Here is a 19,962-nt window from a genome sequence, read left to right on the forward strand (position 1 = left end):
AGTGCAATCCTCCCCCGCCAGGGGGAGGTGGCGCGCGTAGCGCGACGGAGGGGGAGGACTCTCCAACGCACGTTCCGGCATCCGCCCCCTCCGTCAGCCCCGGAACAAGTCCGGGACTGCTACGTCCCCCTGGCGGAGGGGATTATCTAAATGCCTGCCGTTGACGTCGGGATGTTAGGCCAGCTTCGCGATCAGCGCTTCGGCGGCGCGGCGGTCGGCGAAGCCGGGGATGGCGATCGCGGCCTGCGCCTGTGCCTTGGCGTCGGCGCCGCGGCCGGCCTCGGCATAGGCCTGCGCCAGCTGCCAGCGCAGCATCGGGTGGCGGGGGGCGAGCGCGACGGCCTTTTGCAGCAGCTCGATCCCGCCTTCGGTGTCGCCGCTCTCCGCAAGCGTCCAGCCCATCGCACCGGCGACCGCCGGATTGGACGGGGCGAGATGATAGGCGGCTTCGGCATAGCGCGCGGCGCGCTCGGGCTCGCCGGCGCCGGCATAGGCCAGGGCGAGCTCGGCCAGCAGGGCGGCGTCGCGGTTGCCCACGCGCAGGCGCACCGCCTCGAGCGAATCGATCGCCGCGTCATAGTCGCCCGCGGCGGCTTGCCAGCTGGCCGACAGGCGCAGCGCGGCGAGATTGAGCGGGTTCTGCGACAGGAATAGCGCGAGCGTGGTCGACGCTTCCTGCCGCTGGCCCGAACGGTCGAGTGCTTCGACGAGGCGGAGCATCGCCGCTTCGTCGAAGCGGATGCTGGCGGCGTCCTTGTAGGCGCGCACGGCGTCGCCGGGGCGCTTGAGCAGCATCAGCGTGTCGCCGACCAGCGTGTGCGCGGCGGGCGCACCGGGATTGCGGCTGGCGATATCCTGCGCCCGGACCAGCGCGCCGGCCTTGTCGCCGCCGTCGATCAGGCCGCGGATCAGCGGGATCGCCGCGCGCGGATCGTCGGCGGGTGCCTTTTGCGCGGCCGCGGTGAGCATCGGGAGCGCATCGTCGGCGCTGAACCATGCAGAACCGTCGCGCGCCGGAGATGCCGCACGATCGAAATAGCGCGCCGCAACGTCCCGCTGGCCGATGCGCTCATAGCCGCGCGCGGCGAGGGTGAGCGCATAGGCATCGGCGTCGCCGCGCGCGACGACCGGGAGCAGCAGCTCGATGCCGTTCTTCGACGCGTCCGACCGCAGCAGCGCAGTGGCGAGCAGCTTGCGCGCGGTGAGGTTCATCGGCTGGGCATTGACGAGGTTGCGTAGCTTCTCGACCGCGCGCTCGTAGCTGCCCTCCTCGAGATCGAGCGTGCCGCCGAGCAGCAGGCCGCCGGGGAGCGACGCGATGCCACTGCCGGCGCGCTGGAGCAGGTCGCGGGCGAGGCCGAACTGCTCGGCGCGGGCGGCGAGCACGGCCTGAAGGTAGAGCGCCTGCGGGCTGCGCGGGCGGACCTCCATCGCGCGCCGCGTGACCGCGAGCATCTCCCGCGTGCGGCCGGCGTCGCCCAGCGTGGAGGCATATTGGATCAGCGCGGCATGGCGATAAGGATCGCGCTTCAGCGCCGCCTCGAACCAGGGGAGCGACGCGACCAGCCCGTACTGGGTGCGCACCAGCTCGCCGCGCAGAATCAGCGCATCGGTATTGCCCATGTCGAGCGCGGTCGCCTTGCCCGCGGCCTCGATCGCGCCGACCACGTCGCCGGCATTGAGGCGGAAGCGGCCGAGATCGGTCCAGGCGTCGGCATCGTTCGGCGCGAGGCGGATCGCGGCGAGCGCGGCCTGTTGCGCGGCGGCGAGGTTGCCGCCCGCGGCATAGGCGCGGGTGCGGACGCGCAGCGCGTAGAGCCGATCGGCCTCGGGCGCCTTGCCCGCCTCGACCAGCGCGCGGCGCGGGTCGCCCTGCAGCAGGATCGCATGCGCCATCAGCGCGTGGGTGCGCTTGGGGTCGACGCCGTTGTCGACGGCGCGGCGCAGCGACGCTTCGGCGGCAATGCCCTCGTCGAGCGCGAGATTGGCGCGGGCGAGCGCGAGATGCGCTTCGCCCCATTGCGGATCGGCGCGGACGGCGGTGAACGCTTGGCTGCGCGCGGCGGAGGCGTTGCTCGCCTTGAGATATGCCTGGCTGCGCGCGACCGCTGTGCGCGCGGCCTCCGGATCGACCCGGTTGGCGACGACGGAGCGGAAGGCGAGCAGCGCGACGCCGAAGGCGCCGAGGCACAGCGCGAACACGACGATGCGGCGCAGGTTGACGCGGCGCTTGCCGGTGGCGCGGCTGTTACCGCTGCGCCAGCTGCGGCGCGCACCACTGGGGCGGGTGGTTTCAGGGCTGGAGGTCATAAGCCTTCATCAGATCGTAGAGGGTGGGGCGGCTGATCCCGAGCAGGCGCGCGGTGCCGGAGATGTTGCCGTCGGTGCGCGACAGCGCCTGCACGATGGCCCGGCGGTCGGCCGCCTCGCGCACGGCCTTGAGGTTGATCGGACCCGCACCCTCGGCGAGCGCGAGGTCGAGATCGGCGGCGGTGACCATCTTGCCATCGGCCATGATCGCGGCGCGCTTCACGCGGTTCTCGAGCTCGCGGACGTTGCCGGGCCAGTGCCACGCGTCGATCGCCTCGAGCGCGTCGGGCGCGAAGCTCTTGTTGCCGAGCTTCATCGCGGTGGCGTGCTTGTGGAGCAGGTGGCGCGCGAGCAGGCCGGCGTCACCGGGGCGCTCGGCGAGCGAGGGGATGCGCACGACGATCTCGGCCAGACGATAATAAAGGTCCTCGCGGAAGGTGCCGGCCGCGACCATCGCGTCGATATCCTGATGCGTCGCGCAGACCACGCGCGTGTCGACCGCGATCGGCTTGCGGCCGCCGATGCGCTCGACCACGCGCTCCTGCAGGAAGCGCAGCAGCTTGACCTGGAGCGGGAGCGGGACGTCACCGATCTCGTCGAGGAACAGCGTGCCCCCCTGCGCCTGCTCGATCTTGCCTTCGGTGGTCTTGACCGCGCCGGTGAAGGCGCCCTTCTCGTGGCCGAACAGCTCGGATTCGAGCAGGGTTTCGGGGATCGCGGCGCAGTTGATCGCGACGAATTCGCCCTTGCGCCGGCTGGCGTCGTGCAGGCCGCGGGCGAGCAGCTCCTTGCCGGTGCCGCTGGCGCCGAGCAGCATAACCGAGACGTCGGCCGGAGCGACGCGCTCGATCGTGCGCGTGACCTTGAGCATCTCGGGCGAGCCGGTGACGATGCCGCCGAGCGCGGTGCCGCTGTCAGCGCGCGCGGCGAGGCGGCGGTTCTCCGTCTCCAGCGCATGGACATGGAAGGCGCGCGCGACGATCAGGCCGAGCGCATCGATGTCGATCGGCTTCTGGTAGAAGTCCCACGCGCCCATCGAGATCGCGCGCAGCATCGATTCGCGCTCGCCATGGCCCGAGGCGACGATGACGCGGGTGTCGGGCTTGAGCGCGAGGATGGTCTCGAGAACGGCGAAGCCCTCGCTCGTGCCGTCGGGATCGGGCGGGAGGCCGAGGTCGAGCGTGACCACCGCTGGTTCCTCGGCGCGAAGCATCGCGATCGCACCCTCGCGGTCGCCCGCCGTCAGGATCTCATAGCCTTCATAGGCCCAGCGCAGCTGACGCTGGAGACCCGCATCGTCCTCGACGATCAACAATTTTGGTTTTGCGTCGCTCATGCCGCCCGTCCGACTTCACCATTCGCCGCGCCTGCCGCACGCAGCACCACGCGGAAGCGCGATCCCTTGCCTTCGCTGCTCTCGACCTCGATCCGGCCGCCCATCTCGGCGGCGAGCTTCTGCGCCTCGAACGCGCCGATCCCGAAGCCGCCGGGCTTGGACGAGACGAAAGGCTTGAAGAGCTTGTCGCGGATGAAGGCGGGGGACATGCCGGCGCCGCGGTCGATCACGTCGATCCGCGCTTCGCCCTGTTCGGTGCGGACCTCGATCGCGACGGGCGCGCCGGGCGCGCTCGCCTCGATCGCATTCTGGATGAGATGGCCGAGCAGCGTTTCGAGCATAGCCGGGTCGGCGATGGCGAGCGGGTCGCCGGCGGTGGAGACCTCCACGGGATGCTGCGCCCGGCGCGCCTTCGCCACGCGGCGGGCGAGCGGGGCCAGCGGGACCGCGACCGGCGCCTCGGTCCGCGCGCGGTGATGCTGCGAGAGGCGGGCGAGCATGTCGTTCATCCGCCCGGCCGAATCCTGCAGCGTCGCGACCATGTCGGCGCGGAAGGCAGGGTTGTCGGCGTGGCGCTCGGCATTGCGCGCGACCAAGGTGAGCTGGCTGACCAGATTCTTGATGTCGTGCATGATGAAGGCGAAGCGGCGGTTGAACTCGTCGAACCGCTCGGCCTCGGCCAACGCTTCGAGCGCGCGTTCCTCGGCGAGGTAGCTGGCGAGCTGACGACCGGCGGCCTTGAGCAGGTCGAAATCCTCCCAGTCGAGCGCGCGCGGCACCGGCGGCCGCGCGAGGACGATGGCACCGGCGAGACGGTTGTGATGCGGAAGGGGAACCACGACCCAGGCCTGATCCCAGCCGCGGACCGATGCGGGAATGGCGGCGGCGGGATCGGCGGCGTCGAGCTCAAGGATCAGCGCGGGATCGAGCGTGGCGTGCTGCCAGTCTTCGCCATAGCCGGCGAGCGGGCCGCTGCGCGCGACATTCCATGCCGCGCTGACGCCGAGCGTATCGCCCTGCGGCACGAGCAGCACGCCGGCGGGGGAATCGGTGAGATCGGCCAGCGCCTTGACGATGCGCTCGTCGAGCGGGGCGCTGCCCTCGGGCTCGCCCAGCGTCTCGGTGAAGCGCAGCCATTCGGCGCGATAGTCGTAGCGATGGCGGAAGAAATGCTTGGCGAGCTTCACCTTGATCCAGGCGCGCAGCCACGGGCTGGAGACGAGGGTGAGGATCGCGGCGGTGGAGCCGAACACGAAGGCGGTCTGAAGCAGCCGGGCATTGTCGCCGCCGATCGCCGCGAGCGCCGAGGTGGCGAGCGCGAGCAGCGCGAAATAGAGTCCGATCGCGACCAGCGAGAGCGACTGATAGGCGACCGTGCGCGACAGCTGCATCGGCCATTCGCCGCGACGCTGAAGCCCCATCGCGATTCCCGCCGCGATCAGCGCCATCGCCCCGCCCCGCACCGCGACCAGCTGATACGGCCAGTCCGTAGTGAGCCAGGCGACGCTGAGCACATTGATGTCGACCAGCCACATCGCGCCGATCGCGAGCACGACAGGGCGCATGCCGGCGGTGCCGGGCGCCGTGATCGCGCTGTGCAGGCTCTGGATCAGCACCAGCGCGGCAATCGCGGCCATCATACGCAGCAGCAGCGCGGCCTGGATCACTTCGGGCGCGACCTGCGGAGCGGTGACGGTGATGATGTGGAGCGCGAGCGCGATCAGGATGACCACGGCGACCACGCCATAGACGGTCCCGATCGCCGCGGGCGGGCGCTCAGAGCCGTTGCGGCGGTGGAGCGCGATCATGAACCCCAGCCAGGCGAGGTTGCGTACAGCCTCGGCAACGCGGGTGGGGAGCTCGGCCTCGCCGATCCCGGCCACTGCCAGCGCCCAGAGCGCGGTCATCACCAAAGCGGCGGCGAGCGGCTTGCGCGGGACGCCCGCTTCGGCCCCACGCAACGTCCACAAGCCGAGCGCGCCGAACAGCAGCGCCGCGAGGGCGTGGCTCCAGAGGATCAGCGCCGGGACCATCGGATCAGCGCGCGCCGTCCGGGAAGAGCACCACCCGGATCGTCTGGAGCAGGATCAGCACGTCGAGGAAGGGCGAATAGTTCTTCGCGTAATAGAGATCATATTCGAGCTTCTGGCGGCTGTCCTCGATCGACGCGCCATAAGGATAGTTGATCTGTGCCCAGCCGGTGATGCCGGGCTTCACCATATGGCGTTCGGCATAATAGGGGAGCTGCGCCTCGAGATCCTCGACGAACTGCGGGCGTTCGGGGCGCGGGCCCACGAAGCTCATCTCACCCTTCAGCACCGACCAGCATTGCGGCAGCTCGTCGATCCGCACCTTGCGGATGAAGCGGCCGACGCGGGTGATGCGCGGATCGTCCTTCTCGGCCCACACCGCCTTGCCCGATACCTCCGCATCGACGCGCATCGAGCGCAGCTTGATGATGTCGAAGCCCTGACCATACAGGCCGACGCGGCGCTGGCGGTAGAAGGCCGGGCCGCGGCTCTCGAGCTTCACTGCGAGCGCGCCGAGCAGGATCAGCGGCAGGGTGAGCACGAGCAGGATCAAGCTGGCGACAATGTCGAAGAAGCGCTTGAACATGCTCGACAGCATCCGGCCCGAGGAGAAGCCGTCGGAGAAGATCAGCCAGCTCGGATTGACCGACTGGAGATCGACGCGGCCGGTTTCGCGCTCGAGGAAGGTCGAGGTGTCGTTGACATGGACGCCGGTGGTCTTGATGCGCAGCAGATCCTTGAGCGGGAGCGCGTTGCGGCGCTCCTCGAGCGCGAGCACGACCTCGCTCGCGTTGAGCAGCACGACATGATCGGCGAGGTTGTAGATGGCGTCGCGCGCGATCGCCTCGGGGATCACCCGGTTCGCCTCGCTCATGGCGACATAGCCGACCACGACGAAGCCGGCGCCGGGCTTCTTGGACAGCGCCTTGAGCCGCTCGGCGCGGGCGCCTGCGCCGAGCACGACGACGCGGCGCTTGAACACCTGGCTGCCCAAGGTCTTGCCGAGCAGCAGGCGCAGCACGAACAGCATCACCACGGCGGCGAGCATCGCGTAGAGCAGATTCGAGCGCCAGAAGGTGAGCGCCGGGACGATGAAGAACACCACCGACAGGAAGATGGTGCCGAGCGACACCGCGACGAGCAGCCGTGCGCTCGCGACGCGGATCGACTGGAGCGAATCGGCGCCATAGACACCGACCGCGATCATCGCGAGCTCGAGGCAGGCGGCGAAGCTGCTCATCTGGAGAAGGCGGGTATGGATCGGCTCCACCTTCATGCCGATCTGCCAGGCGCGATAGATCCAGCCGAACTCCGCCGCTGCGAACAGCAGCATGACGTCGAACAATGCGAGCAGAAGCACCGCGTTCGGGATATAGTGTTTGAACAGGCGGATCATGACGGCCCTACCCCTACATCGGAAACTGTAAACAAATCCGACACCGGACCGCTCGTGTCGGCGAAATTGACGAAGAAATGCTGAACGCCGGGAAATCCGTGTCGCGATAAGTGTTTGGCGGGGACAACATGGGCAGCTAGAGCGCCCCAGCAGGAGGACAAGCATGACCGACCACAAGCCGATCATTCCCGTGATCCTCTCCGGCGGATCGGGGACGCGGCTGTGGCCGATGTCGCGGCCCGAGATGCCCAAGCAGATGCTGGCGCTGACCGCGGAAGAGACGATGCTGCAGCTCACCGCGCGGCGCACCCCCGAGGGCGAGCGCTTCGCGGCGCCGGTGATCGTCGCCAACGCCCTGCATGCCGACATGGTCGAGGAGCAGCTGGGCGCGATCGAAGCGCGCGCGCAGGCGCTGATCCTCGAGCCGATGGGCCGCAACACTGCGCCGGCGATCGCGCTGGCGGCGCTGGCGACGGGCGGTGGAAGCGACCCGCTGCTGGTGATGCCGTCCGATCATGTGATCGGCGACGTGGCGGCGTTCCACGCGGCGATCCATGCCGCGATGCCGCTGGTCGAAGAGGGGTGGCTGGTGACGTTCGGCATTGCGCCAGACGCGCCGGAGACCGGCTATGGCTATATCCAGGTAGGCGAAGCGATCGGCACCGGCGTCCATAAGGTGCAGCGCTTCGTCGAGAAACCGAAGCGCGCGCTGGCCGAGGCGATGATCGCGGCGGGCGACCACGCCTGGAATGGCGGCATCTTCCTGTTCAGGGCGGACGCCTTCCTGGAAGCGCTGGCAAGCTTCGCGCCCGAGATGCTGGCCGCGGTGCAGGCATCGATGGCGCGCGCGGTGCGCCAGGGCACGCGGATCCTGCCCGATGAGGCCGCGTTCGCGGCGTCGCCGTCCGATTCGATCGACTATGCCGTGATGGAGAAATCGCCCCGGGTCGCGGTGGTGCCGGTGAGCATGGGCTGGTCGGACGTCGGCAGCTGGGACGCGCTGCACGCGATCAGCGGCCGGGATGCGGCGGGCAACGCCTGTGGCGGGGACGTCGTGGCGATCGACACCGCCGATTGCCTGGTGCGCGCCGGACCCGGCAAGCGCGTCGCGCTGGTCGGCGTGTCCGACCTGATCGTGGTGGCGGATGGCGACGATGTGCTGATCCTGCCGCGCGGGCGCAGCCAGGATGTGAAGCGCATCATCGAGGCGATGAGGAAATAGCCTTCTTCACGGCTCGAACAGGATGGTGACGCCGTCGAGCAGGCGCACTCGCGTCATCAGCGGCGGCGGGATCGGCTCGCCGTCGATCAGGATGTAGAGCCGGCCGGGCACCACCTCGCCGCGGCGAAACGCATCGGTCTCCGCATTCTGGCGATCGTTGCTGGCGAGCGAGGGGCGGGCGGCATAGACCGCGCGTACCGGGACCTTTTGCTTGGCCGCGCGCCAGGTGACTTCCTGGAAGACCCCGAGGCCCTTGGTCACGTCGCCGGGGATGAAGGCGATGTCCTTTGCCTGCGCGACCAGCCGGTCCCATTCGGGAGAGGCGGTGCGGACATAGAGCGGCGCGCCGCGTGCCTCGGCGCTCTGCGCGCGGATGAAGCGGGCCATGGGCAGCAGATCGGCGGCCTGGACCGCTGCGAGCGCGGCGAGGAAGAGGCCCGCCCGCCGTGGCTCGAGCCGGTAGAGGATGCGGATGCCGGCAAAGACCAGCACATAGGCGACCGGCCAGAACAGCCGCCCCGATGCGCGCACCGCGTCGAGCGCGACCGAGACGTTGTCGGGCAGATGGTAGCGCGGCAGGCGCTGGCCGGCGAAGTCGGGATAGGTGCTGATCGCGAGGCAGGTGAGCGTGACCAGCGCGGGCACCAGCCATTTGAGCCGCGCCAGGCTGTCAGGCGAACCGGCGGCCGGGCGCGGCAGGCGGCGGGCGAGGACCGCGGCGAGCGGAAGCAGGATCAGCAGGCCCAGGCCGAGATACTGGAACCCCTCGAACCCGCGGCCGGGCCGCTGCTCGACCGCCGGGAGAAAGGTCGAGATCGCGATGCCGGGGTTCCACAGCGCATCCACCGGCATCGCGAAGGCGCCGTAATTGCCCGACGGCCAATGCGGCTCGAACACGCCGAGGCTCCAGGCGATCGCGCCCACCAGCGCGAGGATCGCGGCGCACTCCGCCAGGATGCGCGGTGCCGCCTTGCGGTCGTGCCAGAGCCGCTCGAGCATCGCGCTCGCCCAGATCGCGCCGACCATCACCAGCAGGTAGGAGTGGATGAAGGCGGTGATCGCGATCAGCACCGCCCAGCCCCGGTTCGACGCCGCCCGCTGCGGATCGGTGAAACGCCAGAGCGACCACAGGATCAGCCAGTGCGCCATCAGGTTCACATGGACGATGCGGTTGAACAGCGTCGGCAGCGCCGCGAGCAGCAGCACGCCGCACCACAACGCGACGGGATTGGGCGCGTGGCGATCGAGCAGCTTCCAGGCGAAGAAGAGCTGCAGGAACAGGCAGACGAGCAGCCACCAGCCGATCAGCTGCGCGTCGGCGGGAAGCAGACCGCGCAAGGGGAAGGCCAGCGCCGAGAGCAGCGGGTTGCTGTCGGTGAACAGCAGGCCGGTCCCCTCGGGCGCATTGAGCAGGGTGGTACGCAGGAAGCCGGGCGCGGGATCGTGCAGCCAGGCATGGAGGCCCAGCGCATTCTCGCCATTGTCGGTGCCGCGCAGCAGCCAGGCGACGTTGGAGATGTCGAGAACCTGCCAGTGGAAGAAGGCGGAGAACAGCGCGATGGCGAGCGCGGCGAGCATCGCGAACGGCGCGACCTGATCGCGCTTGATGGCAAGAATCCCCCTCATCGCTCCCTCGAAGCGCGCCCCTTCGCGCATCGCTTGTTGTTAGCCGCGGCGCGCGCCCTGAGCCAATACCCCGCAAAACATCAAATAGCCTATTGCGTGATGTTACATCATATCCTACCGGACGCACGTTCCGTAGTGAAAGGGGTTCAGCGTGAAAATCCGTCAGCATCTTTTCTGTGCCGCTTCGGCGGCCGCCATCATGCCAGCTGCGGCCTTTGCGAGCAGCGCGAGCGGTGCAGGGCAGGCCGGCAGCCATGCCGAAGGCGAGGTGGTGATCACCGCGACTCCGCTGCAACAGACCGCCGACGAGACCGCGACCCCGGTGATCACGCTGAGCGGCGACGAGCTGGTCCATCGCCGCGCGGCGACGATCGGCGAGACGCTGGCGGGCCAGCCGGGGATCAACTTCGAGAGCTTCGGCGGGGGGGCGAGCCGCCCGGTGATCCGCGGCCAGACCGCGCCGCGCGTCCAGGCGCTGACCGACGGCGTCGGCATCCAGGACGCGTCGACGATCTCGCCCGACCACAATATCGCCGCCGAGCCGCTGCTGCTGCGCGGGATCGAGGTGCTGCGCGGCCCGGCGACGCTGCTTTACGGCAGCGGCGCGAGCGGCGGTGCGATCAACCTGCTGGACGAGAAGGTGCCGACATCGATCCCCGAGGGCGGCATCACCGGTGCGATCGAGGGCCGGCTGGGCACGGGCGACGACGAGCGTGCGATCGTCGGCGGCGCGACGGTCGGCCTCGGCCCGTTCGCCTTCCGCGTCGAAGGGGTGAAGCGCGAGTCCGACGACTATCGCGTGCCCGGCAGCTTCGGCGAGGATCGCGTCGCCGGATCGTACAACGACACCGATACCATCAGCGCAGGCGCCTCTTGGATCGGCGACAGGGGTTATCTGGGCGTCGCCTATACCCGCCAGCGCAGCACCTATGGCCTGCCCGGCCACAGCCACGAATATGAGGACTGCCATCCGCACGGCACCAGCCTGCATTGCGGCGGGCACGGCCATGACGACGGCGACCACGACCATGACCACGGGCATGGCGAGCATGAGGATCCGCCCTATGTGAACATGCGCAGCGACCGCTTCGACATCCGCAGCGACTGGCGTGACCCGCTGCCGGGCTTCGAGCGCGTGCGCTTCCGCGTGTCGTTCACCGATTACGAGCATGACGAGCTGGACGAGGGCGAAGTCGCCACGACTTTCCGCAACAAGGCGACCGACATCCGGCTGGAGCTGGCGCACAAGCCGATCGGCGGGCTGCGCGGCGTGTTCGGGGTGCAGCATTGGGAGAGCGACTTCTCCGCCGATGGCGCCGAAGCGTTCCTGATCGACACCACGACCAAGAACACCGCGCTGTTCCTGATGGAGACGCTGCAGCTCGGCCCGGTGCGGCTCGAGGGCGCGGTGCGGCAGGAATGGCAGGAGGTGAAGTCGGGGGCGGTGCGCTATCCCTCGATCAGCCACAGCCCCTTCTCTGCCTCGGCTGCGGCGGTGTGGAACCTCAATGACAGCTATTCGGTCGCCCTGTCCTTTGCGCATGCCGAGCGCGCGCCTTCGGTGCAGGAGCTCTATGCCTATGGCGTCCATCTTGCGACCAACACGTTCGAGATCGGCATGGTCACGGGCAACACGCGGCTGCCGGTGGATGTCTCGCTCGACGAGGAGAAGTCGAACTCGGTCAACCTGACGCTGCGCAAGACGCAGGGGGCGGCGACCTTCACGATCGGCGCGTACCATCAGGATTTCTCGAACTACATCTATGGCGAGACGATCGACCAGTTCGAGGATTTCCGGCTGATCCGCTATGTCGGGCGCGGCGCGACCTTCACCGGGATCGACGGCGAGGTGCGCTACGAATTCACCCCGCAGTTCGCGGCATCGGTGTTCGGCGACTATGTCCGCGCCAAGTTCAAGGACGGGCAGGGCAATCTTCCGCGCATCCCCGGCGGGCGGCTGGGGGCACGCGCCGACGCGCATGTCGGGCCGTTCACGGCGGACGCCGAATATTATCACGTGTTCGAGCAGGGCAAGGTCGCGTCCTACGAGACCACGACGCCGGGCTACGACATGGTCAACGCGACGGTCGCCTACAGACTGGAGCTGGGCGCCAACCGCAGCGCCGAGCTGTTCGTGCGCGGCACCAACCTGACCAACGAGCTGGCGTTCAACCACGCGTCGTTCATCAAGAACGCAGCGCCGTTGCGCGGGCGCAACGTGGTGTTCGGCCTGCGGGCGGCGTTCTGAGCGGGGTCCTCTCCGCTCAAGCGGGGGCAGTGCGGGCGTGGCAGCCGTCCGCACTGTTCCGGCATATCGAAGCGCTTCAAGGCGGGCAGCCCTGGGGCGCGGTGCTCGACGCCGGGACGGGCACCAACTCGATCCGCTGGGTGACATCGATCGAGACCGGGCGCTGGGTCGCGGTGAGCGGGGCGGTGGCGCATGCGGCACAGGTGCGCGACGTGGCCGAGCCGGTGCGGCGGGCGCAGGACCGGATCATCGTCGGCAACTGGGCCGATCCGCAACTGCTGGCAGGCGAGCGGTTCGACACCGTGCTGGCCGACTATCTGATCGGTGCGGTCGAGGGGTTCGCGCCCTATTTCCAGGAGCGGATGTTCGCGCGGCTGCACGGCATGACGGCCGGGCGGCTCTATCTGGTCGGGCTGGAACCCTATGTGGCCGGCGATCCCGGGACCGAGCCAGGCCGGATCGTGTGGGAGATCGGGCGGTATCGCGACGCCTGCCTGCTGCTGTCGGGCGAGCGGCCCTATCGCGAATTCCCGATGGAATGGGTGCTGGAACGGCTGGAGGCGAGCGGCTGGCGGGTGATCGACGCGAAGCGCTTTCCGATCCGCTACGGCGCGCGCTTCGTGAACAGCCAGATCGACATGAGCCTGCGCCGGCTGGAGGCGATGCCCGACCGGGTGCTGGCGGCGGCACTGCGGACGCAGGGCGAGGGGATTCGCGACCGTGCGCTGACCGCCGTGGCGCGTCTCGACGGACTGCGCCACGGATTTGACTATACAATTGCCGCGGAGCCGCTCAGCCGGTGATGCGGCGAAGCGCGGCGCGGGCGGCACGTGCCGCGCCCTGAGAGAGCCCGCCGACGCTGCGCAGGTTGAACAGGCGCAGGCGGAAGCGCTCGCGGCGCCGGTCCATCCACTCGGCCTTATAAGGCTCGTCGCCATTGCCGTAATCGATCACTGCAGGGCGATCCCGGTCGAGGACGTGGCGGAACATCGCCACCGACAGCAGCGTGCCGGGCGAATGCTCGCGCTCGCTTTCGAGATAGGCGAGCTTGTGGATCGTCGCGTGGCCGTTCTCCACCGTCCAGAATTGCGCGGCGACGGGCGCGCCGTCGCGCCGGGCGATGCCGAGGCGGAGCGTGCCGGCAGCCCCTTCCCGCGCGGCGGCGGCGCGGAGAAAGGCGGGGGCGCCTTCCTCGGGCTTCCAGCTTTGCGTATAGACGGCTTCATACGCGTCCCATGCGGCATCGCTGAACCGGTCGAGCACCTCGGTCGTGAAGGGCGAGTTCCTGGTGCGGCGGCGGACGGTGTTGCGCAGCCTGGACGGGCGATTGGCCCAATAGCCGTCGAAATCGAGGCCGGCGGTGTCGGCGACCCAGTTGGCGGCCTCGACCTGCAGGCGCGGCAGCCAGCCTTGCGCGCGGAAGGCGGTCTGAAGCTCCTCGGCGACATCGGCCTCGAGCGGCCACAGGCTGAGCGTGTCGAAGCGGGAGCGCAGGACGCGCGCGAGTTCGGCGAGCAGGCGGGCACGGGTGTCCGGAGCGACGCCGGGCGTGAAGAGCGGGGCGAAGGCGAGCGTGTACCAGCTGGCGAGGCCGCGGCCGTGCCCTCCGCCGCAATCGCGCAGGGGAAGCCATGCGGCGGCATCCGCTTCGCGCGCGGTGGCGATGGCGAGCGGATCGCCGGGGTAGATGTGGTCGCGGGTCAGCGCGAGCCAGTCGTGGCGGTCGTAGAAGCCCGGCTGCGTCGCGCGATCGAAGCCCTTGGCCGCATCGCGTGCGAGGGCGTCGAGCGAATCGAGGACTCGCACGGCGTCGCGGGGGGCGGTGAGGGGCAGCGGCGCGCTCATTGCGGGTCGGGGTTCCCCGCCAGCCGCTTCGCCTTGGCGAGCGCGCGCCAGGCATAGGCCTTGAGCATGTTCTGGCGCGGATAGCGGGCGGGCATCGCGGGGATGAGGCCCGCGCGGCGCAGCAGCCGGTTGAAGGCGTGGGCGTCGGCCTCGCGATAGCTCCATTCGGAGCGCCAGGTGACCGACAGCGAGACCGAGGTAGCCGGGCCGTTCTGCACCCAGTGCGGGGCCTTGACCGGTACGTACAGGCCCTCGCCTGGCGTGAGCTCGATCGGCTGGCCTTTCGTGGCGAATCCGTCGCGGAAGGGCAGGTTGCGGTGGGCGCCGCGATGGAACTCCTCCTGCAATGCGCCCGGGGTCAGTTCGGGATCGGCGGCGGGAAACAAGGTCATCGTCTTGGTGCCGCGCAGCTGGAGCAGGATGTTGTGCTCCGGGTCCATGTGGAACGGCGTGACGGCGTTGGGCGAGGAGACGAAGATGAACGCCTCCCGCTTGATCATCGCACCGGTGCGGGCGGAGACCACCGGCTCCAGCTCATCGAGGATCTCGTCTAGCAGCTGGCGATAGACTGTGTCCTGCTCGACGAACTTGAGCACCATCCACGAGCCGTTCGCCTCGATCGAGCGGATCGAGTCCGCGACCGACAGGCCGTTGTGCCGGACGGTCGATGGATCGACCTCGATCGGCAGATCGGCGAGGTTCTGCTCGACATCGACAGGGCGGATGCGCTGCGACAGTTCGACCAGCGCCTCCAGCTCGAACAGCGGATGGCCGGTCAGGCCGTGGGCGATCTTGCCCGGCTGCTCGGGATAGAGGTCGGCGAAGCGGGCGCGGGCGTCGGCGTCGAACACGGTTCCTGGCACGAGGCGGGAGGCGGGGGCGTTCATTCTTCGGTCTCCGGGAGAGCGGGACGCGCGCGGCGGGCGCGGATGGCGGAAGCAGCGCGCTCGACGGCGCGGGCGGCGTGGAACAGGGCGCGGCTGCGCCAGCCGGCGAGCGGCAGGGTGACGCGGACGATCGCGCGGCGCTCGCCCCACAGGCTGTCGATCATCGGATGGTCGGCGGCGGCGCAGCTGTCCATCCAGGCGATGTCCGGATTGTCGAGGATCGCCAGATTCTCGAGCTGGATGAGCACGCCGGGGGAGTAGCGGGCGAACGCCTCGTCGAACGCGGTCTTGAACGAGAAGGCGCCGGGGGCGGTGAGGAAGTTGACCAGCATCGCGAGCGGCTTGCCGTCGAGATCGAGGCGGAGCAGCTCGAGCTTGCCCGCGTCGAACGCGGCGGCGAGTGCGTCGCGGAAGAAGGCGGCGGTGTGCGGCTCGCAGGCGAGTGCCGAACCCGCCCGGCCCTTCCAGCCCGATTTCTCCAGCGCGAGATAGGTGTCGATCCAAGCGGGGAGGCCGTCGCGATTGGCGAGGCGCGTGGTGGTGACGACGCCCAGCTCGGCGAGGCGCGACTGAAGGCGCTTGATCTCCTTGCGCTTCTTCTTGCGCACCGTCGCCTCGTAATAGGCGGCGGGCGCAAGGTCGCTCTCGAGCAAAGCGCGCTCGATCCGGTGGACGGTGTCGCAGGGGCGGTTCGCCGCGGCGAGGAGCGCGCGGTGGACGGGGCCGTTTTCGACGAGGCCGGTGAGGTGGAGCAGACCGGTCGCGCGCGGATCGGTGTCGAGCGCTTCGAGGATCGCGGCCCAGGCGGTCACCTCATGGCCGCGGCGGAGCAGGGGACCGCCGAGGAAGCAGTGATAATGCAGCCAATTCTCGACATGCGCGACCGGCAGGCGGCCGTAGCGCGGCTCGATGGCGAGCGGCAGCAGGGCGATGAGCGTGCCGGCTTCGCGGATGGCGAGGAGGCGTCCGTCGCGGCGGGGAGCAAGGTGCGCCGCGCCCGCGGAGACGAACCAGCGCTCCATGAAAGCGTTGGGCTCGGACGCATCGGAGGCGAGATCGTCCCATTCGGCGGCGAAGGCCGGGTCGAGCAGGCCGAGGGGGAGGAAATCGGCGGAAATATCGGATGACGCGGCGACGGGCGCGAGGCGCAGCTGCGGCGTCTCACGGTTGTTCGATCTGTCGATGGCTCTTGCCGCGTTCACCTGCCGCTCCTGCACCCCTGCGCCTGTGGTAGCGGCGAAGCGTTAAATTTCGGGTAGCGCGGCTCGAACCGTCCGGGGTTGACGCTTTTGCCGGAGAGGCGCACACGCCCGGCCGCGCCCAATCCGGGGCGCGGGAATCGCAACCAGAGGAACCATGGACAGCGACTCTAGTAGCAACGCGGCGACGGGCATGACCGCCGCCGCATCGGAACCGAGGAACGCGCCCGGCACGGATCGCCGGGCGAGCGCCGGCCGCTAGTCGCGTCCCCGCTCGCCCCGGAGGCCCATGACGGGCCGATGGAGGTGAGCATGACCAACACCAATCTGAACAATCGCCGCTTCACGCTGGCGCCGGGCCGTCGGGCCGCGTGCGTCTATCGTCTGCCCGTGCGGGTGGAGGGCCTCGCCGCTCGGCCCGCGCCGCTGCGGCTCGACTGGTCGCGCAACCCGGCGACCGGCGTACCCGAGGCATGCTGGGTGCGCGACGAGGGGGAGGCGGCGCCGCGATGCGCCGCACCGCGCCGCATTTTCCGTCTCGCTGCCTGACGCGGGAGGGCTGACCCATGCGCAAGCGCAGGAACTCGTCCGCGGACCTGGAGCGCGAGGTGATCCTTTCGGTGATCATCCTCTACGTCCTGATCTGCGCCGCGATGATCGGAATCCACTATGCCCAGCCGGGCGGGACGGCGACGGTCACCTCGTCGTCCTCGCCCTCGCACGCCGAGGGGTCGGGAAGGAATAGGCAATGACACAGATCAATCATGCGGGGCTGGCCCCCGATCAGGCGAGCCTTGCCCCGGTGTGGCGGCGGCTGCGCAGCGACGACGCGCAGGGCATGGCCCGCGCCGCGAACGAGCTCGGCGCGCGCTTCCCGCCGCCCGAAGAGGGCTATGAGGAGGATGAGGCGTTCATCTACCTGCCCGTCAGCGTGCTGGCGCGGGAGGGCCATGACGTGCGGCAGGACCATATCGCCTTCGCGCTGGGCGAGGAGGTGCTGGTGACGCTCGAGCCGGAAGGCGGCTTCGCGCCGTTCGACCGGGCGCTGACGATCCTGCGGCGGCGGCCGGGCATCCCGCGCACCGCGCATGGCGTGATGTACGCGCTGCTTCAGGCGGTGAACTCGGCGTCGAACCAGATCCTCGAGCTTGCCAGCGCGGCGCTGGAGGGGATGAACCGCAAGATCCGCCTGATCGCCGAAGGCTATGACGAAGCCGGCCGCGAGCTGACGACGGATGACATCGGCGAGACGATGGCCGAGCTCAACGATCGCGAGGAGCTGGTCTCGCGCATCCTGGAAAGCCAGCTGCTGCTGGCGCGGGCGGCGCGCTATCTGCGGGCGGAAGTCGAGGATGCCGAGCTGCGCGGGCAGATCGAGACGCTGATCTCCGACATCCAGAGCATCAAGGAGCATGCCGGGTTCGAGCACGACAAGGTCCGCTATCTCCAGCAATCGGTGATGACGAGCCTGAACGTGAAGCAGAATCAGGTGGTGAAGGTGTTCACGATCATCACCGCGGTGTTCCTGCCGCCGACGCTGATCGCGACCTTCTATGGCATGAACTTTTCGGTGATGCCCGAGCTGTCGTGGGAATGGGGGTTCACCGCCACGATCCTGCTGACCCTGCTCGCGGCGCTGCTGCCGCTCTGGTATATCAAGCGCAAGGGATGGCTGCGCTAGGCTGGAGACGAGGAAAGGGCCGGCGGATCGCTCCGCCGGCCCCTTGCTTTGCGGTTCGGTGGACAGCCGCGGCAAAGCCGCGGCGTCGGTCGGATCGGCCGGAGTCCCTGCCGCCCGCCGTCCGAGCCTTCGGCGAGTCCTGAGCTAACCGGGGTTAGCTCAGGCCGCCCTGGCTCAGAAATCCATGCCGCCCATGCCGCCCATGCCGCCGCCCATGGCGGGCATTGCGGGCTTGTCTTCCGGCAGCTCGCTCACCGCCGCTTCGGTGGTGATGAGCAGGCCGGCGACCGAGGCCGCGTTCTGCAGCGCGGTGCGGACGACCTTGGTCGGGTCGATCACGCCGGCGGTGACCAGGTTCTCGTACGTGTCGGTCGCAGCGTTGAAGCCGAACGACGTGTCGGTCTGGTCGAGCAGCTTGCCCGAGACGACCGCGCCGTCATGGCCGGCATTCGCGGCGATCTGGCGGACGAGCGAGGTCAGCGCGCGGCGGACGATGTCGACGCCGCGGGTCTGGTCCTCGTTCGCGCCGTCGACACCGTCGAGCGCCTTGGTCGCGTAGAGCAGCGCCGTGCCGCCGCCGGGGACGATGCCCTCTTCGACAGCCGCGCGGGTCGCGTGCAGCGCGTCGTCGACGCGGTCCTTGCGCTCCTTCACCTCGACTTCCGAAGCGCCGCCGACCTTGATCACGGCCACGCCGCCGGCGAGCTTGGCGAGACGCTCCTGGAGCTTCTCACGGTCGTAATCGCTTGTGGTGACTTCGATCTGCTGGCGGATCGCGTCGGTGCGGCCCTTGATCGCATCGGCTTCACCCGCACCATCGACGATGGTGGTGTTGTCCTTGTCGATCGAGACGCGCTTGGCGGTGCCGAGCATGCCGAGGGTAACCGACTCGAGCTTGATGCCGAGGTCTTCCGAGATGACTTCGCCCTTGGTGAGGATCGCGATGTCCTCGAGCATCGCCTTGCGGCGATCGCCGAAGCCCGGCGCCTTGACCGCTGCGACCTTGAGGCCGCCGCGCAGCTTGTTGACGACGAGCGTGGCCAGCGCCTCACCCTCGATGTCCTCGGCGATGATCAGCAGCGGACGGCCCGACTGCACGACCGCCTCGAGGATCGGCAGCATCGCCTGGAGCGACGACAGCTTCTTCTCGTGGATCAGGATGTACGGATCGGTGAGCTCGACCGCCATCTTCTCGGGGTTGGTGATGAAGTAGGGCGACAGATAGCCGCGGTCGAACTGCATGCCCTCGACGACGTCGAGCTCGAATTCGAGACCCTTCGCCTCTTCGACGGTGATCACGCCTTCCTTGCCGACCTTCTCCATCGCCTCGGCGATCTTCTCGCCGACTTCACGATCGCCATTGGCCGAGATGATGCCGACCTGGGCGATCTCGCTCGAACCGGCGACCGGCTTCGAGCGCGACTGCAGGTCCGCGACCACCTTGGTCACCGCGAGGTCGATGCCGCGCTTGAGGTCCATCGGGTTCATGCCGGCCGCGACCGACTTCATGCCCTCGCGCACGATCGCCTGGGCGAGCACGGTCGCGGTGGTGGTGCCGTCACCGGCGATGTCGTTGGTCTTCGAGGCCACCTCGCGCAGCATCTGCGCGCCCATGTTCTCGAACTTGTCCTTGAGCTCGATCTCCTTGGCGACGGTGACGCCGTCCTTGGTGATGCGCGGCGCGCCGAAGCTCTTGTCGATGACGACGTTGCGGCCCTTGGGGCCCCAGGTTACCTTGCCGGCGTCGGCGAGGAGGTCGACGCCCTTCAGAATCCGCTCGCGCGCGTCGCGCGAGAATTTCACGTCCTTGGCTGCCATGTTAGCAATCCCTCTTTCTTGTCATTCCCGCGAAAGCGGGAACCCAGATTGATGTTTGACTGGGCCCCGGCCTGCGCCGGGGTTGGTCATCATTGGCTCAGCCAACGATGCCCAAGATGTCGCTTTCCTTCATGATGATGAGGTCTTCGCCACCGATCTTCACTTCGGTGCCCGACCATTTGCCGAACAGGATGCGGTCGCCGGCCTTGACGTCCAGCGGAGTCACCTTGCCCTCGTCCGAGCGGGCGCCCGAACCGACGGCGACGACTTCGCCCTCCTGCGGCTTTTCCTTGGCGGTGTCGGGAATGATGATCCCGCCGGCGGTCTTCTCCTCGGCCTCGACGCGGCGGACGAGGACTCGGTC

The 19,962-nt window shown here is 69.1% G+C and carries 16 protein-coding genes; 6 read left to right on the top strand and 10 right to left on the bottom strand.

Annotated elements, in window-relative coordinates; genetic code table 11:
• Positions 1-174 precede the first annotated feature (174 nt).
• The 4 genes from VGD28_RS02330 to VGD28_RS02345 are packed head-to-tail and all read right to left on the bottom strand — an operon-like array spanning position 175 to position 7,072.
• Positions 175-2,310 carry a tetratricopeptide repeat protein gene (locus VGD28_RS02330; RefSeq protein ID WP_331026722.1) on the bottom strand — a complete coding sequence of 712 codons (2,136 nt, stop codon included), beginning with the start codon at positions 2,308-2,310 and terminating at the stop codon, positions 175-177.
• Complete coding sequence (prsR, locus tag VGD28_RS02335; RefSeq protein ID WP_331026723.1) at positions 2,294-3,646, bottom strand: PEP-CTERM-box response regulator transcription factor; 1,353 nt, start codon at positions 3,644-3,646, stop codon at positions 2,294-2,296. Before prsR ends, VGD28_RS02330 begins: the two co-directional genes overlap by 17 nt.
• Complete coding sequence (prsK, locus tag VGD28_RS02340) at positions 3,643-5,679, bottom strand: XrtA/PEP-CTERM system histidine kinase PrsK (RefSeq protein ID WP_331026724.1); 2,037 nt, start codon at positions 5,677-5,679, stop codon at positions 3,643-3,645. Before prsK ends, prsR begins: the two co-directional genes overlap by 4 nt.
• 4 nt (positions 5,680-5,683) lie before the next feature.
• A complete protein-coding gene (locus VGD28_RS02345; protein WP_331026725.1) occupies positions 5,684-7,072 on the bottom strand; it encodes a TIGR03013 family XrtA/PEP-CTERM system glycosyltransferase in 1,389 nt (462 codons plus the stop codon).
• Positions 7,073-7,235: 163 nt separating this feature from the next.
• Between VGD28_RS02345 and VGD28_RS02350 the strand changes: the two genes are divergently transcribed.
• Positions 7,236-8,294, top strand: coding sequence for a mannose-1-phosphate guanylyltransferase/mannose-6-phosphate isomerase (locus tag VGD28_RS02350; RefSeq protein ID WP_331026726.1), 1,059 nt, complete (start codon positions 7,236-7,238; stop codon positions 8,292-8,294).
• A gap of 6 nt (positions 8,295-8,300) precedes the next feature.
• On the opposite strand, the gene VGD28_RS02355 is transcribed toward VGD28_RS02350, so the two are convergent.
• The gene (locus VGD28_RS02355; protein ID WP_331026727.1) at positions 8,301-9,920 is read right to left on the bottom strand and encodes a DUF6311 domain-containing protein; all 1,620 of its coding nucleotides are present in this window, start codon (positions 9,918-9,920) and stop codon (positions 8,301-8,303) included.
• Between the two features lie 151 nt (positions 9,921-10,071).
• Between VGD28_RS02355 and VGD28_RS02360 the strand changes: the two genes are divergently transcribed.
• A complete protein-coding gene (locus VGD28_RS02360; RefSeq protein ID WP_331026728.1) occupies positions 10,072-12,168 on the top strand; it encodes a TonB-dependent receptor domain-containing protein in 2,097 nt (698 codons plus the stop codon).
• A 29-nt stretch (positions 12,169-12,197) separates the two neighbouring features.
• Positions 12,198-12,971 (top strand): hypothetical protein, encoded by a 774-nt coding sequence (locus VGD28_RS02365; RefSeq protein ID WP_331026729.1) that lies wholly within the window; start codon positions 12,198-12,200, stop codon positions 12,969-12,971.
• Here the strand turns inward: VGD28_RS02365 and VGD28_RS02370 are convergent.
• From VGD28_RS02370 to VGD28_RS02380, 3 genes are read right to left on the bottom strand one after another with little or no spacing between them, the layout of a single operon-like run.
• Positions 12,961-14,013 (bottom strand): GNAT family N-acetyltransferase, encoded by a 1,053-nt coding sequence (locus VGD28_RS02370; protein ID WP_331026730.1) that lies wholly within the window; start codon positions 14,011-14,013, stop codon positions 12,961-12,963. The two genes, VGD28_RS02365 and VGD28_RS02370, sit on opposite strands and share 11 nt — an antisense overlap.
• The gene (locus tag VGD28_RS02375) at positions 14,010-14,900 is read right to left on the bottom strand and encodes a cupin-like domain-containing protein (protein WP_331026731.1); all 891 of its coding nucleotides are present in this window, start codon (positions 14,898-14,900) and stop codon (positions 14,010-14,012) included. The genes VGD28_RS02370 and VGD28_RS02375 overlap by 4 nt, the downstream gene beginning before the upstream one ends.
• On the bottom strand, positions 14,897-16,102 hold the full coding sequence (locus VGD28_RS02380; protein WP_331026732.1) for a GNAT family N-acetyltransferase: 1,206 nt from the start codon (positions 16,100-16,102) through the stop codon (positions 14,897-14,899). Before VGD28_RS02380 ends, VGD28_RS02375 begins: the two co-directional genes overlap by 4 nt.
• Before the next feature lie 309 nt (positions 16,103-16,411).
• Between VGD28_RS02380 and VGD28_RS02385 the strand changes: the two genes are divergently transcribed.
• From VGD28_RS02385 to VGD28_RS02395, 3 genes are read left to right on the top strand one after another with little or no spacing between them, the layout of a single operon-like run.
• Positions 16,412-16,648, top strand: coding sequence for a hypothetical protein (locus VGD28_RS02385; RefSeq protein ID WP_331026733.1), 237 nt, complete (start codon positions 16,412-16,414; stop codon positions 16,646-16,648).
• 17 nt (positions 16,649-16,665) lie between these two features.
• On the top strand, positions 16,666-16,851 hold the full coding sequence (locus VGD28_RS02390) for a hypothetical protein (RefSeq protein WP_331026734.1): 186 nt from the start codon (positions 16,666-16,668) through the stop codon (positions 16,849-16,851).
• Entirely contained in the window at positions 16,848-17,780 is a 933-nt protein-coding gene (locus tag VGD28_RS02395) for a CorA family divalent cation transporter (RefSeq protein ID WP_331026735.1), read from the top strand. The genes VGD28_RS02390 and VGD28_RS02395 overlap by 4 nt, the downstream gene beginning before the upstream one ends.
• A gap of 174 nt (positions 17,781-17,954) precedes the next feature.
• On the opposite strand, the gene groL is transcribed toward VGD28_RS02395, so the two are convergent.
• Entirely contained in the window at positions 17,955-19,598 is a 1,644-nt protein-coding gene (gene groL / locus VGD28_RS02400) for a chaperonin GroEL (protein ID WP_331026736.1), read from the bottom strand.
• 97 nt (positions 19,599-19,695) lie between these two features.
• On the bottom strand, positions 19,696-19,962 hold a 267-nt coding region (locus VGD28_RS02405; RefSeq protein ID WP_331026737.1), incomplete at its 5' end, for a co-chaperone GroES.

The organism is Sphingomonas sp., from assembly GCF_036402235.1.
In the GTDB taxonomy this organism is placed as follows: domain Bacteria; phylum Pseudomonadota; class Alphaproteobacteria; order Sphingomonadales; family Sphingomonadaceae; genus Sphingomonas.

Excerpts from the sequence above, each read along its gene's own strand:
- prsK (WP_331026724.1), bottom strand. The coding sequence starts at position 5,679 with ATGGTCCCGGCGCTGATCCTCTGGAGCCACGCCCTCGCGGCGCTGCTG.
- VGD28_RS02345 (WP_331026725.1), bottom strand. The coding sequence starts at position 7,072 with ATGATCCGCCTGTTCAAACACTATATCCCGAACGCGGTGCTTCTGCTC.
- VGD28_RS02330 (WP_331026722.1), bottom strand. The coding sequence starts at position 2,310 with ATGACCTCCAGCCCTGAAACCACCCGCCCCAGTGGTGCGCGCCGCAGC.
- VGD28_RS02385 (WP_331026733.1), top strand. The coding sequence starts at position 16,412 with ATGACCAACACCAATCTGAACAATCGCCGCTTCACGCTGGCGCCGGGC.
- prsR (WP_331026723.1), bottom strand. The coding sequence starts at position 3,646 with ATGAGCGACGCAAAACCAAAATTGTTGATCGTCGAGGACGATGCGGGT.
- groL (WP_331026736.1), bottom strand. The coding sequence starts at position 19,598 with ATGGCAGCCAAGGACGTGAAATTCTCGCGCGACGCGCGCGAGCGGATT.
- VGD28_RS02395 (WP_331026735.1), top strand. The coding sequence starts at position 16,848 with ATGACACAGATCAATCATGCGGGGCTGGCCCCCGATCAGGCGAGCCTT.
- VGD28_RS02350 (WP_331026726.1), top strand. The coding sequence starts at position 7,236 with ATGACCGACCACAAGCCGATCATTCCCGTGATCCTCTCCGGCGGATCG.
- VGD28_RS02375 (WP_331026731.1), bottom strand. The coding sequence starts at position 14,900 with ATGAACGCCCCCGCCTCCCGCCTCGTGCCAGGAACCGTGTTCGACGCC.
- VGD28_RS02390 (WP_331026734.1), top strand. The coding sequence starts at position 16,666 with ATGCGCAAGCGCAGGAACTCGTCCGCGGACCTGGAGCGCGAGGTGATC.
- VGD28_RS02355 (WP_331026727.1), bottom strand. The coding sequence starts at position 9,920 with ATGAGGGGGATTCTTGCCATCAAGCGCGATCAGGTCGCGCCGTTCGCG.
- VGD28_RS02370 (WP_331026730.1), bottom strand. The coding sequence starts at position 14,013 with ATGAGCGCGCCGCTGCCCCTCACCGCCCCCCGCGACGCCGTGCGAGTC.